We start from the raw sequence: 16,775 nt of genomic DNA on the forward strand, positions 1-16,775 counted from the left end.
GTCGACTATGCCTGCCAGGCGTGCACCGAAAACAGCGCCAGAAAAGCCTTAAAAAAGCGGATCAGATAGATACGACAGTGACCAGCGCAGGTCACTGATTGCCGCGGCGCGATGTCGCAGGGCGTCCGTGGCATAGCCAGACGGCAAAGCTCCAGACGCCAGAAATGGCAGGGCCTGGCGACCTTTCTGACATTTTTCCATACGTCCAACGCGATCATCTGATCCGCTTTTTTATCGAAAACCTGAGTCTGTTTCGCGATCAGTTGCCCTCGGATCATGGCGCCAGCCTGATAAACGCCTGATGAGGGCAACTAAATGACCGATCTGATCCCCGTGCGCAGCGTCGAGACCATCGACCCGAGCAAACCCATCCGCCTGACACCGGCCCAGGCCGGCGGCCCGATCCATACGCGCAGCTTCACCGGACGCTTTCGCAACCTGCGTCTGCTCGGTGCCGGCCTGCTGTTCCTGCTGTTCTTCGGCACCGCCTGGATCGATTGGAACGGCCGCCAGGCCGTGCTCTGGGATCTGGATAACCGCCAGTTCCATATCTTCGGCGCGACCTTCTGGCCACAGGATTTCATCCTGCTCTCGGCGATCCTGATCATCGCCGCCTTCGGCCTGTTCTTCATCACCGTGCTGGCCGGCCGCGTCTGGTGCGGCTACGCCTGCCCGCAGAGCGTGTGGACCTGGGTCTTCATGCGCGTGGAGCAGATCACCGAGGGGGACCGCGGCCAGCGCATCAAGCTCGATGCCGCGCCCTGGTCGCTGAACAAGCTGCTGCGGCGCAGCGCCAAGCACGGCCTGTGGCTGGCGGTGAGTCTAATCACGGCGATGGCCTTCATCGGCTACTTCACCCCGGTGCGCCAACTGACGCTCGATCTGGCGACCCTCGAAGTCGGTGCCACCACAGCGTTCTGGGTGCTGTTCTTCACCGCGGCCACCTACATCAACGCTGGCTGGCTGCGTGAGAAGGTGTGCCGCGACATGTGCCCTTACTCGCGCTTCCAGAGCGTGATGTTCGACAGCGATACGCTGGTCATCTCCTACGACGCCGCCCGCGGCGAAAACCGTGGCCCGCGCCGCAAGGACGCCGACTACAAGGCCGAAGGCCTGGGCGATTGCATCGACTGCACGATGTGCGTGCAGGTCTGCCCCACCGGCATCGACATCCGCGACGGCCTGCAACTGGAGTGCATCGGCTGCGGCGCCTGCGTCGATGCCTGTGACAGCATCATGGACAAGCTCGGCTATGACCGTGGCCTGGTGCGCTACAGCTCGGAGAACGAGCTGGCCGGCGGCAAGACCCACTGGTTGCGCCCTCGCCTGATCGGCTACGCGGCGATGCTGGCAGTGATGATCGGCGCCTTCGCCTGGGCCCTGGCCGAACGCCCGCTGATCTCGCTGGACGTGACCCGCGACCGTGGCCTGTTCCGTGAGAACTCGCTGGGCCAGATCGAGAACATCTACAGCCTGAAGATAATCAACAAGACCCAGCAACCGCGCAGCTATGCCATCAGTCTGGTCGAGCCCGGCGACTTCGAGCTGCATGGCCCGAGCACGCTGAACCTGGCGCCGGGGGAGATTCGCGACCTGCCGGTAAGCGTCGCGCTGACGGCCTCGCACAACGCTGCCGGGCCGCAGACCTTGCGTTTCGAAGTGCGCGACAAGGCCGATTCGCAGAGCCATGTGAGCACCAAGAGCACCTTCTTGGCACCGCTGCGTTGAGGCGCAGTAAACCGTGCTGTTCACCTAACGAAAGGTGGACACGATCAATCCCCTCTCCCCCACGGGGAGAGGGCTAGGGAGAGGGTGTAACGGTTACACGGAGATGTATCTAACCCTCTCCCCCGGCCCCCCTCCCATGAACGGGAGAGGGGAGCAAGTGTTGTAGCCCGGATGCAATCCTGGGCGATTCGAGATACGTCCCCTTCACGAGGCACTGCCATGTCTGCCGCTCACCCCGTAAAGTGTTCGCCCATACCCTTTGCGGCGGTGAACCAGGACAGGATGAAACGCTACGAAAAATTTGCCGACGAGATCGCCGAGCTGATCCGTACCGGCGTGCTCGGCCCCGGTGAGAAAGTGCCCTCGGTGCGCCATGCCAGCCGCACCTACGGCGTCAGCCCGTCCACCGTGTTCCAGGCCTACTACCTGCTGGAGGATCGCGGCCTGATCCAGGCCCGCGCCCGTTCCGGGTACTTCGTCCGCGAACACGCCAAACGCCCGCTGCACGAACCGGAACTGACCGCTCACGCGGCGCAAACCACCGACGTCGACGTCAGCGAACTGGTGTTCTCCGTGCTCGCCTCGCTGAAGGACCCGCATACCGTCCCCTTCGGCTCGGCCTTCCCCAGCCCCGACCTGTTCCCGCTGCCGCGTCTGGCCAAGAGCATGGCGCACGCGCTGCGCATGCTATCGCCGCACGAGATCATCGCCGACATGACCGCCGGCAACGCCGACCTGCGCCGGCAGATCGCCCTGCGCTACATGGTCAGCGGCGTGATGCTGCCGATGGAGGAGCTGGTGATCAGCAACGGCGCCATGGAGGCACTCAACCTCTGCCTGCAGTGCGTGACCCAACCGGGCGACCTGGTGGCCATCGAGTCCCCCACCTTCTACGCCTGCCTGCAGGTGCTGGAGCGCCTGCAGCTCAAGGCGGTGGAGATCCCCGTGCACCCGCGCGAAGGCATCGACCTGGGTGCCCTGTCCGATAGCCTCAAGCAACTGCCGATCAAGGCCTGCTGGTTCATGAGCAGCCTTCAGAACCCGCTCGGCGCCAGCATGAGCGAGACCAAGAAGCAGGCGCTGTACGAGCTGCTGGTCGAGCATCAGGTACCGCTGATCGAGGACGACGTGTACGCCGAGCTGTACTTCGGCAGTCACCCGCCCAAACCGGTGAAGAGCTTTGACCGCGAAGGGCTGGTGATGCATTGCAGCTCTTTCTCCAAGAGCCTGGCGCCGGGCTATCGCATCGGCTGGGTAGCCGGCGGGCGCTATGCCGAACAGATCGCCCGGCTCAAGCTGATGACCACCATCTCGCCGTCGGTGCCGGCACAGGCGGCGCTGGCCGACTACCTGCAGCACGGCGGCTATGACCGTCACCTGCGCAAGCTGCGCCACTCGCTGGAAATGCAACAGAGCGCGATGCTCGCCTCCGCCGCCCGACACTTTCCCGCCAGCACGCGGGTCACAAGGCCTTCGGGTGGCTACTTCCTCTGGTTCGAATTCCCCGAGCGCCTGGACTCGCTGCAACTGCTGCGCCTGGCGCTGGCCCAGGGCATCAGCCTGGCGCCGGGGCCGATCTTCTCTGCCAGCCAGGGATTCCGTCATTGCGCGCGGCTAAATTACGGCCACCCATGGAGCCCGCGCAGCGAACAGGCCATGGAAGTGCTTGGGCGCCTGGTAGCGGGATTGCTCTGACGCCTGGCGCGCACAGCGCACCTTACGCGCTGTTGTAGCCCGGATGAAATCCGGGGCTGGAGAAGGAGCTTTCCCGGATTGCATCCGGGCTACGGTCCTGGTGCGCACGGCGCACCCTACGATAACCCCGCAGGTCACGTAGGGTGCGCCATGCGCACCGCGTCTCATGACCAGACGCTACCTCTGCAGCGCGATCCACCCTACCGACTGGCTACTTCCACCAATACTCCACCTGCACACCGAAGTTGGAGCCGTTGCGTGCACTGCCGAAGGCGCCGTTCTCGGATAAGGCCGAGCCGTCGGCCAACAGGTTGGCGGCCTGCTGCGCGGCGCGGTTCCAGCTGGCGTAGGTGTAGTACAGGCGAATTTCCGGGCGTTCCCAGAAACCGGGGCCGGATGGCGACCAGGTCGGCGCGATGGTGAACTTGGTCAGCTTGCGCGTACCGCCGGGCGCCTCGACCTGGTCGCGACCGATCTCGCCGACCAGCTTGAACTGCTCGGTGAAGGCATAGCTGGTACGGCCACCGACGGACAGCCAGTTCTGATCGGCGCCGTCCGGGCGCTTGTCACGCTGATAAACCAGCTGCACCTGGCCGCCAAGGCGTGGGGTCATCTGGAAGTCGAAGAACTCCACCAGACGCCAACTGCTACTGCTGCTGTCCAGGGTCGGATCACCGGTGTAGCCCAGTGCGGTGCCCGGCCCACGACCGTATTGCAGAGCGACGGTGTTGACGCCGCCGAGGAAGTCCTGCTGTTTGTGCTGCGCGGTTACCGCCCAGCCACTGTGACTGTCGGTGCTGTCCGGTTTGTCGATGTAGCTGACGCCCACTTCCAGCTCACCGCCGGGGTTGACCTGGAAGCCGCCAACGTTGAAATCGTGGCGGTTGATATAGGGCTCCTGGTCGTAGTTGTCCTTGCGCGAGAACACGTAGCTGTACTTGAGGTCGCCGATTTTCATCTCGTCGATACCGAAACCGGTGGCGCTCTGGTTCCAGTAGTAGAAGTCGGAGATATGGATGTCGTTACGTTTGTAGAAACGCCGCCCGGCCCACAGCGAACCACCGTTCAGCGCCGGCATATTGCTCCACTCCGCGTACATCTGGTTCATCCGCGCAAAGCCATAGTCGCCGGTGAACTTCGGTGTGTGGCCGTACTGGTTGTAGAGTTGGGCCATGCCCTCGACGCTGATCACCGAGCCGTCGTCCAGGCGAAACAGATCCTGACGCAAATCCAGCTCGATGTACTGCTCGCACTCGTTACCCAGGCGGTACTTCGATTGCGCCCCCGGTAACTGGAAGCACTGCTGCGTGCCGCCGGTGTCCGCGCCACCGATACCGCTGCGTACGTAGCCGGTGAACTCGACGGCCTGCACCTGCGGGGTGGCCAAAGCCAGTGCCAGCAAGCAGGGGGCGCCGAGTGAACAGGTGAGGGTTTGCTGTGTGGTCTTCATCATTGCTCCTGATTGTTTTTATTGAGCGATGCTGCGGAATAGCCGCCGCAGCGACGGTTCTTCGTTTCCCTGGTGCGCACGGCACCTCCTACGTGACGTGGTACGTCGCGTAGCCCGGATGCAATGCGGAAGGTTGTTTCGGCAGAGCCCGGATTTCATCCGGGCTACACGGCTAACCGCGCTTCAATTGCGCCACCTTGTTGTCAGTGGCCTGGCGCTTTTTTGCCAGCAGGCGCTCGCCGCTCTGGGCATCGAACAGCAACACCCGGCTCGGCTCGAAACGCAGCGACAGCGTGCTGCCCACCTGCGGCGTCATGTCCGGTGCCAGGCGGCAGCAGACCTTGGTCTGGTTGAGGTTGACGAACACCAGGGTGTCCGGCCCGGTGGGCTCGGTGACCTCCACTTCGGCGCAGATACTCGGTGCCTCAGCACCGTCGTCGGCAGCCAACTGGATCTGTTCGGGACGAATGCCGAGGATCAGGTCGCGGTTGTCCATGCCTGCCTCCAGCTCGCCCAACGGCAGTTCGCAGCGCGCCTGCCCGGCGACGCCGAGCGACGAGCTGAGCACGGCCCAGCACTGACCATCGCGACGCTGCAGGCGCACGGGGATGAAGTTCATCGGCGGCGAACCGATGAAACTGGCGACGAACAGGTTGGCCGGGTCGTTGTAGATCTGCTGTGGCGTACCGAACTGCTGGATGATGCCGTCCTTCATCACCGCCACCTTGTCGCCCAGGGTCATGGCTTCGATCTGGTCGTGGGTGACGTACACCGTGGTGGTCTTCAGGCGCTGGTGCATCAGCTTGATTTCGGTACGCATCTCCACGCGCAGCTTGGCGTCGAGGTTCGACAGTGGCTCGTCGAACAGGTAGATCTTCGGTCGCCGCGCCAGCGCCCGGCCCATGGCCACGCGCTGCTGCTGGCCGCCGGACAGTTGGCCGGGCTTGCGCTGCAACAGGTGCTCGATCTGCAGCAGCTTGGCCACCCGCGCCACTTCTTCGTCGATGGCGGCCGGAGCCATCTTGCGCATCTTCAGGCCAAAGGCGATGTTGTCGCGCACGTTCATGGTCGGGTACAGCGCATAGGACTGGAACACCATGGCGATGTCGCGATCCTTCGGGCTCATGCCGCTGATGTCTGCGCCGTCCACCAGGATCGCGCCGCCGCTGATGCTTTCCAGCCCGGCGATGCAGTTCATCAGGGTGGATTTACCGCAGCCGGACGGGCCAACGAGGATCAGGAATTCGCCAGAATCGATCGACAGTTCGATGTTCTTCAGCGTGTCGGCCAGGCCGCTGCCGTAGGATTTGTTGACGTTGCGCAGTTCGAGAGTAGCCATGTTGCGTCCTCCAATCTCTGAGGCGTCAGCCTTTCACCGCACCGGCCGTCAGGCCGCGCAGGAAGTACTTTCCAGCCACGATGTAGACCAGCAGGGTCGGTAGCCCGGCGATCATCGCGGCGGCCATGTCGACGTTGTATTCCTTGGCGCCGGTGCTGGTATTGACCAGGTTGTTCAGCGCCACGGTGATCGGTTGCGCGTCGCCACTGGCGAACACCACGCCGAAGAGGAAGTCGTTCCAGATCTGGGTGAACTGCCAGATCAGGCAGACCATGATGATCGGCACCGACATGGGCAGCAGAATTCGCCCGAAGATGGTGAAGAACCCGGCGCCATCGAGCCGCGCCGCGCGCACCAGGGCATCGGGCACGGTGACGTAGTAATTGCGGAAGAACAGCGTGGTGAAGGCGATGCCGTAGACCACATGCACCAGCACCAGGCCGGCCGTGGTATTGGCCAGGCCCAGCTTGCCGAGGGTGAACGAAGCCGGCAGCAGCACGGTCTGGAATGGCAGGAAGCAGCCGAACAGCAGCAGGCCGAAGAAGAGCTGCGAACCACGAAAGCGCCACATCGACAGCACGTAGCCGTTCAACGCGCCGACGGCGGTGGAAATCAGCACGGCGGGAATGGCGATCTTCACCGAATTCCAGAAGTAGCCGTCGACCACGCTCCAGGCCTTGACCCAACCGATCAGGGTGAAGGTCTCGGGCCAGGACAGCAGGTTGCCGGTGCGAATGTCCTCGGGCGTCTTGATGCTGGTCAGCAGCATCACCACCAGCGGCACCAGGTACAGCGCGGCGGCGAACAGCAGGGTGGCGTGGATGGCCAGGCGGCTCGGGCTGATCGCCCTCATCCGGCGCTTCGCGCCACCGTCTCCCGAGGGCAGAAGGTCAGCGGCAGATCGTCGCTGCGCGACGCTCGCATCATTCATGGCGTTTGCCTCGCAGTTCCGAATAGAGATACGGCACCAGCAGTGTGAGGATCGCGGCCAGCATCAGCATCGCGCTGGCCGAACCGATACCCATCTGGCCGCGGCTGAAGGTGAAGGAGTACATGAACATCGCCGGCAAGTCGGAGGAGTAGCCGGGGCCGCCTGCGGTCATCGCCGCCACCAGGTCGAAGCTCTTGATGGCAATGTGCGCGAGGATCATCACCGCGCTGAAGAACACCGGGCGCAGGCTCGGCAGGACGATGCGTAGGTAGATGGTCGGCAGCCCTGCCCCATCCACCTGAGCTGCGCGGATGATCGACTGGTCGACGCTGCGCAGCCCGGCCAGGAACAGCGCCATGACGAAGCCCGAGGCCTGCCACACCGCTGCGATCACCAGGCAGTAGATGACCCGGTCCTGATCCACCAGCCAGTCGAGGCGGAAGCCTTCCCAGCCCCAGTCGCGGAGCATCTTGTCCAGACCCAGGCCGGGGTTGAGCAGCCACTTCCAGGCGGTGCCGGTGACAATCATCGACAGCGCCATGGGGTACAGGTAGATGGTGCGGATGAAACCTTCGCGGCGGATACGCTGGTCCAGCAGCACCGCCAGGAACACGCCGATCACCAGGCTGATGCCGATGAACAGGCCACCGAACACCAGCAGGTTCTGGCTCGCGACCCACCAGCGGTCGTTGTCCATCAGGCGCATGTACTGCTGCAGTCCGACCCACTTGTAGCTGGGCATGAAACTGGAGTTGGTGAACGACAGCACCAGGGTCCAGAGGATGTAGCCGTAGAAACCGACCAGCACCACCAGCATGCTCGGCGCCAGCACCAACTTGGGCAGCCAGCGTTGCAGCACATCGAGTGGAGAGGTCTTGGTCATTACCGTGGCGATACTCATCGGGCATTACCAGTTGGCGAAGTGAAATCCGGGCCGAGCGCCGCCCTGACGGGGCCAGAGCCCTGTCGTGCGAGGCGGTGCTTGGGAGTTGGGCCGGCAGCGCCGGCCCGGTGGCGCTACTGAGCGGCCTTGATCGCCGCGTAGATCTGCGCGCCGGCCTTGCTCGGGTCGGCGTTCTTCTCGCTCATGAAGTTGGTCACCACATCGAAGATGGCGCCCTGCACGGCGAGGTTGGTGGCCATGCTGTGGGCCATGCTCGGTTCCAGCTTGCCGTTCTTGTCGGCCTCCTGGAAATCCTTCATCGAGGCCTGGGCGCAGCTGTCGAACTTGCTCATGTCCAGGTCCGAGCGCACCGGGATCGAGCCCTTGTTCTCGTTGAACACGTACTGGAACTCAGGCTCCAGGGCGATCCGTGCCAGAGCGTGCTGGGCAGCGATGTCGCCTTCGTTCTTGAGCTTGAACATGGCCATGGAGTCGATGTTGTAGGTGTAGCTGCCGGCGGTGCCCGGCATCGGCACGCACTGGTAGTCCTTGCCCGCCACCTTGCCGGCGGCCGTCCATTCGCTCTTGGCCCAGTCGCCCATGATCTGCATGCCGGCCTTGCCGTCGATCACCTCGGCGGTGGCCAGGTTCCAGTCGCGCCCGGCGCGGTTGTCGTCCATGTAGGTGGAGAGCTTCTTCAGCGCGGTGAACACTTCGGTCATCTGCGCGCTGGTCAGGGTCGCCTCGTCGTTCTCGACGAACGCCTTGTGGAAGCCCTCGGCACCCATGATGCTCAGCACCAGGCCTTCGAACACGGTGCTGTCCTGCCAGGGCTGGCCGCCGTGGGCCAGCGGGATGAAGCCGGCAGCCTTGAGTTTGTCACCGGCAGCGTAGAGTTCGTCGAGGGTGGTCGGCGCCTTGTCGATGCCGGCCTTCTCGAACACCTGCGGGTTGATCCACAGCCAGTTGACCCGGTGGATGTTCACCGGCACCGCGACGTAGTGACCGTCGTACTGCATGGTCTTGGCCACGGTCTTCGACAGCAGGCCATCCCAGTCATTGGCCTGGGCCACTTCATCCAGTGGTGCAAGCAGATCCAACGCGCCCCACTCCTGCAAGTCGGGGCCTTTGATCTGCGCCGCCCCCGGCGGGTTGCCGGACACCACACGGGTCTTCAGCACGGTCATGGCGGCGGAACCGGCGCCACCGGCCACGGCGCCGTCCTTCCAGGTGAAACCATCCTTCTCGACCAGGTCACGCAGAACCTTCACCGCAGCAGCTTCACCACCGGAGGTCCACCAATGCACCACTTCCACCGTACCTTTGGAGTCGGCGGCCAGCGCGGCGAAGGGAAACAGGGAGGCGAGAGAAACGGCGGTAGCGAGGCGAGTAATAGCGTTCATCGGAATACCTTTCTTGTTGTTATCGGGCAAGTCGTGGCGCTTGCGTTAACAGGGAGTGTAATCAGGGTCGTTGCCGGCTCGGGTAACGAAAGGATGCATGAATGTCACCGCCTCGTTACATCGGCGGCAAGTGCCGTGGCCAGGCTCGGCGCTAGCGCCAGAGGCGGCAACAGCACGGCCTGGTAGGCGTGATAGAGATCGGGTTTGCCCGCCCAGATACGGGCGGCCGGCTGGTTGTGTTCATCGAGTTCGTGGTGCCAGCTACCGCCGTGCAGGTCGATGAAATGCTCGGTTATGAACGCCCAGCCCTGCCGATACCACTGCTCGTAGGCCGCTTCGCCGGTTCGCTGCACAAGCGCCGCCGCCGCCGCAACGGCCTCGGCATGCACCCAGTGCAGGCGTGCGCGAACCACCGGTTGCTGGTTCCAGTCGAGGCTGTAGACCAAGCCCGGCGCACCGTCGGCCTGCCAGGCATGCTGGCAGGCGCTGGCGAACAAGCCCTTGGCATCGATCAGCAGCCAGTCGGGCGCGGCGAGCACGGCCTTAGTCAGCGCCGCTTCCAGATGCAGCAGCAGGCGCGCCCACTCGAAAGCATGACCAGGCGTGCTGCCGTAGGGACGAAAGGGGTCGGCGCGGTTATCCGCGTTGTACTCCGGCAGCGCCTGCCAGTGCGCATCGAAGTGCTCGACCACGACATGCCCGCACGCGGCGGCGTGCCGATGGATCAGGCGCTCGGCGATGCGCAGCGCGCGCTGCAACCAGAGCGCATTACCGGTGACATCGGCCAGGGCAAGAAAGGCCTCCACGCCATGCATGTTGCTGTTGGCGCCGCGGTAGGCCTCTTCATCACGCCAGTCACGGTTGAAGCTCTCGCGCAGCGCGCCCTCCTCTTCGCTCCAGAAATGCCGCTCGATGATCTCGATAGCGTCATCGAGCAACGCCTGCGCGGCAGGACGACCAGCGACCCTGGCGGAGCTGGCCGCCAGCGCGACGAAGGCATGCAGGTAGGCGGACTTGCCGCCGCTGCGCGTCGCATCGGCGAACCAGCCGCCGTGCGCCTCGTCCCATAGCGCGCCGCGCAGTGCAGCAAGGCCATGGTCGACCAGCGCGGCATGGCCGGGAATGCCCTGGATATGTGCCAGGGCAAAGCAGTGGGTCATGCGCGTGGTGTGAATCAGCTCGGCAATCGCGCCTTCTGGCAAGCGCCCGTGCACATCGAGCGCGGCGAAGCCCTGCTCGACCTTCGCCCCGCGTGCGAACGGCAGCAGACGCAGGCATTCGTCATTCAGCCAGGTGAGGTGAGCGGGCTGACATAGCCAGCTGTCGGGGCGCCAGGCAGGTGCTTTCACGGTTGTGCTCCATACGCAGCGCGGCGTGATGCCGCTGGGTCGAAGCCGGATTCTAGTCAGTGCCATCCGTGGCTCCGGTCACGAAAGCGCGCGCCTTTGTCACCGTTCGGTGACATTCACTCCGGCGTACGCGGCAGACGCAGGGTGACGCGCAAGCCGCCCTCGCGCAGGTTACGCAGGCTGACTTCACCACCATGGCTGTGGGCAATGTTGCGCGCGATGCCGAGGCCCAGGCCGTAGCCCTGCTGCTGCCCGGCCAGGCGAAAATGCGGCTCGAACACCTGTTCCAGGCGTTGCTCCGGCACACCTGGGCCGTCGTCATCGACATGCAGGACGAAGGCTGCGTTGTCGTCCTCGATATGCAGATGCGCGTTGTGCCCGTACTTCAAGGCGTTGTCGATCAGGTTGCCAATGCAGCGGCGCAGCGCCAGCGGCTTGCCCGGATACGGCGCGCAGGCCTCGCCATCGAGGGTCACGCGGCCATTGCCTGCCGGCGCCAGGCAGGGTTCGACCAGACAATGCAGGAGGTGGTTGAGGTCCACCGGCTCGATGTTCTCGTGAATGTCGGTGTCCTTCACGCACTGCAGGGCACCTTTGACCAGCAGCTCGAGGTCATCCAGATCACGACCGAACTTGGTCTGCAGACTTTCGTCGTCGAGCAGTTCGACGCGCAGGCGCAGACGCGTGATGGGTGTGCGCAGGTCATGGGAAATAGCGCTGAACAGCTGGCTGCGCTCGGTCAGGTAGCGGCTGATGCGCTCGCGCATGGCATTGAAGGCGCGGGCCACCTCGACCACTTCGCGGCCGCCTCCCTCGGCCACCGGCTCCACCTCGGCGCCCAGCGACATATGCCGCGCGGTGCGCGCCAGGCGCTTGAGCGGGCGGCTCTGCAGGTGCACCAGCAGACCGATGAACAGCAGCAGGAAAGCCGTGGTCAGCAGGATGAACCACAGCTGCTGGGTCGGCAGGATAGGTTCTTCCAGGCTGGTGTAGGGTTCGGGCAGCAACGAGGCGATGTACAGCCACTCCCCCGGCGCCAGCTGGATCTGCGTCACCAACACGGGCGGATTGACCGGCTCCAGAGTCAGCGCGTAATGCGCCCAGGAACGTGGCAGCTCGTCGAGTTTCAGGCCGCCGTTGAAGATGCGCAGGTCATCCGGGCTGACGAAGGTCACCGAGATGTCCGCGGCGGTGCCCAGCGACTGGTGCAGCACCTCGGCCACCGCCTCGGTCACCGCCTGCTTGCGCGGCGTGGCCGGCAGCAACTCCATCTGCAGCGGACGATCATTGAGGCTGACCACGAAGCGCGTGCCACCCATGCTACGCAACTGATCGAGCACCAGCGGCCGATACGCCACCGGCAGCGAGCGGAAGTAACGCACGCTGGCGGACATCGAATGCGCCAGGCTGCGCGCAGTGGTGACCAGGCCTTCGAGCTGGGTGGCGCGCAGTTGCGACAGCCAGATCACGCTGGACAGCGTCTGCGCCGCCAATATCGCCAGCAAGGTGAGCAGCAGCATGCGCCCGAGCAGCGAGCGCGGCAGCCAGCGCCGCGGGTTAACGCCCATCGCCGGCCTGCAGGCTGACCGTGGCCGCCAGTTGATAGCCGCTGCCACGCACGGTGCGAATCAGCCGCGGCGGCTTGTCGGTATCGCGCAGGCGCTGGCGCAGGCGGCTGACGGCCATGTCGACGATGCGCTCCAGCGGCATCACCTCGCGGCCACGGGTGGCGTTACCGATGGTGTCGCGGTCGAGAATCTGCTGCGGGTGGTCGAGAAACAGTTTGAGCAGGGCGAAGTCGGCGCCGGACAGAATCACCTCCTCGCCGTCACGGTGAAACAACCGATGGCTGACCATGTCCAGGCGCCAGTCCTCGAAGGCCAGCACCTCGCCGCTGCGCTCCTGGGTGAACTGCGCGCGGCGCAGCAAGGCCTTGATCCGCGCCAGCAATTCGCGCGGGCTGAATGGCTTGCCGAGGTAGTCGTCGGCGCCCAGCTCCAGGCCGATCACGCGGTCGGCTTCGTCGGAGCTGGCGGTGAGCATGATGATCGGCACCTGGGCGAAGCGTTGGTGCTCGCGCACCCAGCGGCACAGGCTGAAGCCGTCCTCGTCGGGCAGCATCACATCGAGAATCACCAGGTCGGCCGACTCCGCACACAGGCTCTGGCGGAAGGCGGCGCCATCGGCCACGGCGCGCACCTGAAAGCCAACGCGGCTCAGGTAGGTATCGAGCAGTTCGCGAATTTCCTGATCGTCATCGACCAGCAGAATCGATTTGCCGGGCTGGCTCATGGTCCGCCACCTTTCTTGTTATGACTATGTAGCCCGGATCAAATCCGGGGGGCTATCAATGCTTCTCCCGGATTGCATCCGGGCTACGTTCCGATGCCTGTTGCAAGGCCACGCCAGCGCCGGTCAGGCCGGGATACTCGGCCGTCACCAGCCACACTGGAATGCCGTGAAGGTAATCGCTCATGCAACCCTTGTCGCTGAAGCTCTTGGCAAAACCGCTGGCGAGAAAACGTTCGGCAAAACGCGGCACCACGCCGCCGACGATGTAGACCCCGCCGCGCGCGCCCAACGTCAGTACGTTGTTACCAGCCACGCGCCCGAGCCAGCAACTGAACTGTTCCAGCACTTCGCCGGCGACGGGCTCGCCCGCCAGGCCGGCAGCGGTGATGGCCGCTGGCGTCGCGTGCTGCACAGGCTGACCGCCCAGCTCACAGATGGCCCGATACAGCACCAGCAGGCCATTGCCGCTGAGCACGTCTTCGGCGCGCACATGGCCCAGTTGCCGATAAAGAATTTGCCAGAGCTCGGCTTCGCGCGGGCTGCCGATGGGCAGGTCGACGTGGCCGCCCTCGCCTGGCAGCACCAGCCAGCGCCCCTGCGTCTGCTCCAGCAGCGTGCCGACACCGAGACCGGTGCCGGCGCCGATCACCAGGGCTGGACGGTCGGCCTGCGGCTCGCCCGGGCACACCTGCACACGCTCGTGCTCGGCGATGCGGGTCATGCCCAGGGCCATGGCGGAGAAGTCGTTGATCATCAGCAAGCGGTCGATCTGCAACGCCTCGCAGAACGCCGTGCGGTCGATACGCCAGTGATTGTTGGTGAAGCGAAACAGGTTGCCGCTGACCGGCCCGGCGCAGGCCAGACACACCGAGCCGATGGCTCCCGGCTGCAGACCCTGAGCCTGCAGATAGGCGGCAATGGCCTGCTCCGGCCCTGCGTAATCGGCGGTCGGCAGAACCTGCACCGCCTCCAGTTGCTCGTCACGCCACAGGGCGAAGCGTGCGTTGGTACCACCGATATCGCCGACCAGAGCCAGTTTCACTTGAACGCCTCCGGAGCGAAAGCCGTTCGATGATCGGCAACTGCAGAAAAGTGAGGATGCATGGCATCGACTCCAAACTCGAATTATTTTTGTAGTTCAAACAACGCGCACCACAGTAAACCCGAAAATTACGCCTATCAAGCCGGCCAAAGTCGTAATAACAACAATATTCAATGCCAACCCATAGCCATCGACCCGCTCAACGGATTCAGCCCTCGGCATGATCCCGGACAATATCGGCGGCGTTGCGGCGACCTAGACTCGCACCGGCGCATGGCGGGTATCAACCGCCCCCTTGGTCATCCGCACGGAGAGCTGCAGCATGTCACCCGATATCGTCATCGTCGGCGCCGGCCCGGCGGGCCTGTGCCTGGCACGCACCCTGTCCGGGCATGGCCTGTCCATCGTGGTACTGGAACGCCAAGCCGAGCAGGCCCTGGCCGAACCGGCCTTCGACGGCCGCGAGATCGCCCTCACCCATGGCTCGCAAGCCTTGCTCGAGCGCCTGGGATTATGGGCGCGTCTGCCCACCGAGGAGATCGCCGTACTGCGCGACGCTCAGGTATTCAACGGCCCCTCGCTGTTCGCCTTGAAGATCCGCGCCGAACAGGCCGGTGCCGAGCGCCTCGGCCATCTGGTGGCCAACCAGGCCATTCGCCGCGCTGCCTATCAGGGGGTACGCGACTGCGCCGATGTGCAAATGCTGTGCGACACCAGCGTGCGCGCCATCCAGACAAGCGAGAACGAAGTGAAGTTGGTGCTGCAAGACGGCCAGGTGCTGCAACCGCGCTTGCTGGTCGCTGCCGACAGCCGTTTCTCGGAAACCCGTCGTCAGCTCGGCATCGGCGCGCAGCTGAAGGACTTCGGCAAAAGCATGCTGGTGTGCCGCATGCAGCATGAACAGGATCACCAGCAAGTGGCCTGGGAATGGTTCGGCTATGGCCAGACCCTGGCCCTGCTGCCGCTCAATGGCCGGCAATCGTCCGTGGTGCTGACCTTGCCGCCGCGCGAGATCGAACGCCTGCAGAAGCTGGACGAAGCCACCTTTGCCCGCGAGATGGAGCAACGCTTCGACCGCCGCCTGGGCGCCATGCAACTGCTCAGCAGCCGCCACGTTTACCCGCTGGTGGGCGCCTATGCGCGGCGCATGGTCGGCACTCGCTGCGCCCTGCTCGGCGATGCCGCCGTGGGCATGCACCCGGTCACCGCGCATGGTTTCAACTTCGGTCTGATTGGCGTGCAGCTGCTCAGCGACGCCCTGCTGGCCGCCCATGGCAAACACCAGGACATCGGTTCAACATCAGCGTTGGCCTGCTACGAACGCCAGCTGCGTCTGGCTACCTGGCCGCTGTACCAGGCCACCAACCTGCTGGTGGAGCTGTACACCAACGACCACCTGCCCGCCCGTCTGCTGCGCGGTGCCGGCCTGCGTGTGGCGCAGGGTCTGCTGCCGCTGAGGAAGGGCATCGCCCGTCACCTGACTGCTCAATGAAGATTGGTCGCCAATTCTGGACAATGCATCCAGAACCACGACGCTGATCAGCCCCGGATGGTTACCTAGACTCAGGTTTCCTCAACCCGAGTCGGGAGACATCTCATGGTCAATCATTCCATTGCAGGCAAGACGGTACTCATCGCCGGTGGCGGCAAGAATCTCGGTGGGCTGCTGGCCCGCGATCTGGCGGCTCACGGAGCCAGTGCGGTGGTCATCCACTACAACAGCGCAGCCAGCAAGGCAGAAGCCGAGGCCACGGTGCAGGCGGTACAGCAGCTCGGTGCCAAGGCCGTGGCGCTACAGGGCGACCTGACCAGCGCTGCCGCGGTGGAGAAACTCTTCGCCGATGCAGTGGCCGCCGTCGGCCGTCCCGATATCGCCATCAACACCGTAGGCAAGGTGCTGAAGAAACCCTTCAGCGAGATCAGCGAAGCCGAGTACGACGAGATGACCGCGGTCAACTCCAAGTCGGCGTTCTTCTTCCTCAAGGAAGCCGGCAAGCACGTCAAGGACAACGGCAAGATCTGCACCCTGGTGACCTCGTTGCTGGGCGCCTACACCCCTTTCTACGCGGCCTACGCCGGCACCAAGGCGCCAGTGGAACACTACACCCGCGCCGCCTCCAAGGAGTTCGGCGCGCGCGGCATCTCGGTCACCGCCATCGGTCCAGGACCGATGGACACGCCGTTCTTCTACGGCCAGGAAGGCGCCGATGCGGTGGCCTACCACAAGAGCGCAGCGGCGCTGTCGCCATTTTCCAAGACTGGCCTGACCGATATCGAAGACGTGGTGCCCTTCATTCGCCATCTGGTCAGCGATGGCTGGTGGATCACTGGGCAGACAATTCTGATCAATGGCGGCTATACCACTAAGTAAGCACCTGGAAAAAGCCTGGGAGGTGGGCGGATGCGAACCTTGATTCTGCTGGTTATAGGCCTGGCGATAGCCGCCCTGGCCCTGCGCTTCGCACCGGCGGCACAGCGCACGCTGGCAATCACGCTGTTCACCTTATTGTGGTTGGGCGTCTGCACGCTCAACCTGCGCACCGGGCTTTCCCATGGCTATACCCTGGCCGAGGAACTGCCGATCCATGCCGTACTGTTCGGCGTTCCTGCGGTTGCCGCCTGGCTCGCCTGGTGGTGGCTGCGTCGGGCCAGTTGAACAGGTA

15 protein-coding genes are annotated in these 16,775 nt (G+C 64.3%); 5 read left to right on the forward strand and 10 right to left on the reverse strand.

The annotated features are described in order from the left end of the window. Positions 1-5 precede the first annotated feature (5 nt). Positions 6-278 (reverse strand): hypothetical protein, encoded by a 273-nt coding sequence (locus CDO35_RS07865; RefSeq protein ID WP_099523533.1) that lies wholly within the window; start codon positions 276-278, stop codon positions 6-8. Positions 279-315: 37 nt separating this feature from the next. Between CDO35_RS07865 and ccoG the strand changes: the two genes are divergently transcribed. Both ccoG and mapR read left to right on the forward strand, forming a co-directional pair. Then, positions 316-1,728 carry a cytochrome c oxidase accessory protein CcoG gene (ccoG, locus tag CDO35_RS07870; protein WP_099523535.1) on the forward strand — a complete coding sequence of 471 codons (1,413 nt, stop codon included), beginning with the start codon at positions 316-318 and terminating at the stop codon, positions 1,726-1,728. Positions 1,729-2,010: 282 nt separating this feature from the next. After that, positions 2,011-3,423 carry a GntR family transcriptional regulator MpaR gene (gene mapR / locus CDO35_RS07875; protein WP_099523537.1) on the forward strand — a complete coding sequence of 471 codons (1,413 nt, stop codon included), beginning with the start codon at positions 2,011-2,013 and terminating at the stop codon, positions 3,421-3,423. A gap of 211 nt (positions 3,424-3,634) precedes the next feature. Here the strand turns inward: mapR and CDO35_RS07880 are convergent, their stop codons facing one another. The 9 genes from CDO35_RS07880 to CDO35_RS07920 form a co-directional block, all read right to left on the reverse strand. Beyond that, positions 3,635-4,873, reverse strand: a complete 1,239-nt coding sequence (locus CDO35_RS07880; protein WP_099523539.1) for a maltoporin — start codon at positions 4,871-4,873, stop codon at positions 3,635-3,637. A 172-nt stretch (positions 4,874-5,045) separates the two neighbouring features. Next, positions 5,046-6,212: an ABC transporter ATP-binding protein gene (locus CDO35_RS07885; RefSeq protein ID WP_099523542.1), complete on the reverse strand. Its 1,167-nt coding sequence runs from the start codon at positions 6,210-6,212 to the stop codon at positions 5,046-5,048. Between the two features lie 25 nt (positions 6,213-6,237). Continuing rightward, positions 6,238-7,065, reverse strand: a complete 828-nt coding sequence (locus CDO35_RS07890; RefSeq protein ID WP_099523545.1) for a carbohydrate ABC transporter permease — start codon at positions 7,063-7,065, stop codon at positions 6,238-6,240. Between the two features lie 70 nt (positions 7,066-7,135). After that, positions 7,136-8,044, reverse strand: coding sequence for a carbohydrate ABC transporter permease (locus tag CDO35_RS07895; RefSeq protein WP_099523548.1), 909 nt, complete (start codon positions 8,042-8,044; stop codon positions 7,136-7,138). A 116-nt stretch (positions 8,045-8,160) separates the two neighbouring features. Further along, positions 8,161-9,429 carry an ABC transporter substrate-binding protein gene (locus CDO35_RS07900; RefSeq protein ID WP_099523551.1) on the reverse strand — a complete coding sequence of 423 codons (1,269 nt, stop codon included), beginning with the start codon at positions 9,427-9,429 and terminating at the stop codon, positions 8,161-8,163. Positions 9,430-9,533: 104 nt separating this feature from the next. Next, complete coding sequence (locus CDO35_RS07905; RefSeq protein WP_243699055.1) at positions 9,534-10,778, reverse strand: D-mannose isomerase; 1,245 nt, start codon at positions 10,776-10,778, stop codon at positions 9,534-9,536. Positions 10,779-10,894: 116 nt separating this feature from the next. Further along, complete coding sequence (locus CDO35_RS07910) at positions 10,895-12,346, reverse strand: ATP-binding protein (protein ID WP_099523555.1); 1,452 nt, start codon at positions 12,344-12,346, stop codon at positions 10,895-10,897. Further along, a complete protein-coding gene (locus CDO35_RS07915; protein ID WP_092376686.1) occupies positions 12,336-13,070 on the reverse strand; it encodes a response regulator in 735 nt (244 codons plus the stop codon). Before CDO35_RS07915 ends, CDO35_RS07910 begins: the two co-directional genes overlap by 11 nt. Before the next feature lie 55 nt (positions 13,071-13,125). Beyond that, positions 13,126-14,112, reverse strand: coding sequence for a glucokinase (locus CDO35_RS07920; RefSeq protein WP_099523558.1), 987 nt, complete (start codon positions 14,110-14,112; stop codon positions 13,126-13,128). A gap of 322 nt (positions 14,113-14,434) precedes the next feature. Between CDO35_RS07920 and ubiM the strand changes: the two genes are divergently transcribed. The 3 genes from ubiM (at position 14,435) to CDO35_RS07935 (ending at position 16,768) form a co-directional block, all read left to right on the forward strand. Continuing rightward, positions 14,435-15,604 (forward strand): 5-demethoxyubiquinol-8 5-hydroxylase UbiM, encoded by a 1,170-nt coding sequence (gene ubiM / locus CDO35_RS07925; protein WP_099523561.1) that lies wholly within the window; start codon positions 14,435-14,437, stop codon positions 15,602-15,604. Between the two features lie 105 nt (positions 15,605-15,709). Then, positions 15,710-16,483, forward strand: a complete 774-nt coding sequence (locus CDO35_RS07930; RefSeq protein WP_099523564.1) for an SDR family oxidoreductase — start codon at positions 15,710-15,712, stop codon at positions 16,481-16,483. 30 nt (positions 16,484-16,513) lie between these two features. After that, entirely contained in the window at positions 16,514-16,768 is a 255-nt protein-coding gene (locus CDO35_RS07935; protein WP_099523567.1) for a hypothetical protein, read from the forward strand. Positions 16,769-16,775: the final 7 nt, after the last annotated feature.

The sequence above is a fragment of the Pseudomonas sediminis genome (assembly GCF_002741105.1).
Lineage (GTDB): Bacteria > Pseudomonadota > Gammaproteobacteria > Pseudomonadales > Pseudomonadaceae > Aquipseudomonas > Aquipseudomonas sediminis.

What these genes read in the sequence shown, in the direction of transcription:
- CDO35_RS07865 (WP_099523533.1), bottom strand. Translation starts at nt 278, where the DNA reads ATGATCCGAGGGCAACTGATCGCGAAACAGACTCAGGTTTTCGATAAA.
- ccoG (WP_099523535.1), top strand. Translation starts at nt 316, where the DNA reads ATGACCGATCTGATCCCCGTGCGCAGCGTCGAGACCATCGACCCGAGC.
- mapR (WP_099523537.1), top strand. Translation starts at nt 2,011, where the DNA reads ATGAAACGCTACGAAAAATTTGCCGACGAGATCGCCGAGCTGATCCGT.
- CDO35_RS07880 (WP_099523539.1), bottom strand. Translation starts at nt 4,873, where the DNA reads ATGAAGACCACACAGCAAACCCTCACCTGTTCACTCGGCGCCCCCTGC.
- CDO35_RS07885 (WP_099523542.1), bottom strand. Translation starts at nt 6,212, where the DNA reads ATGGCTACTCTCGAACTGCGCAACGTCAACAAATCCTACGGCAGCGGC.
- CDO35_RS07890 (WP_099523545.1), bottom strand. Translation starts at nt 7,065, where the DNA reads ATGAGGGCGATCAGCCCGAGCCGCCTGGCCATCCACGCCACCCTGCTG.
- CDO35_RS07895 (WP_099523548.1), bottom strand. Translation starts at nt 8,044, where the DNA reads ATGAGTATCGCCACGGTAATGACCAAGACCTCTCCACTCGATGTGCTG.
- CDO35_RS07900 (WP_099523551.1), bottom strand. Translation starts at nt 9,429, where the DNA reads ATGAACGCTATTACTCGCCTCGCTACCGCCGTTTCTCTCGCCTCCCTG.
- CDO35_RS07910 (WP_099523555.1), bottom strand. Translation starts at nt 12,346, where the DNA reads ATGGGCGTTAACCCGCGGCGCTGGCTGCCGCGCTCGCTGCTCGGGCGC.
- CDO35_RS07915 (WP_092376686.1), bottom strand. Translation starts at nt 13,070, where the DNA reads ATGAGCCAGCCCGGCAAATCGATTCTGCTGGTCGATGACGATCAGGAA.
- ubiM (WP_099523561.1), top strand. Translation starts at nt 14,435, where the DNA reads ATGTCACCCGATATCGTCATCGTCGGCGCCGGCCCGGCGGGCCTGTGC.
- CDO35_RS07930 (WP_099523564.1), top strand. Translation starts at nt 15,710, where the DNA reads ATGGTCAATCATTCCATTGCAGGCAAGACGGTACTCATCGCCGGTGGC.
- CDO35_RS07935 (WP_099523567.1), top strand. Translation starts at nt 16,514, where the DNA reads ATGCGAACCTTGATTCTGCTGGTTATAGGCCTGGCGATAGCCGCCCTG.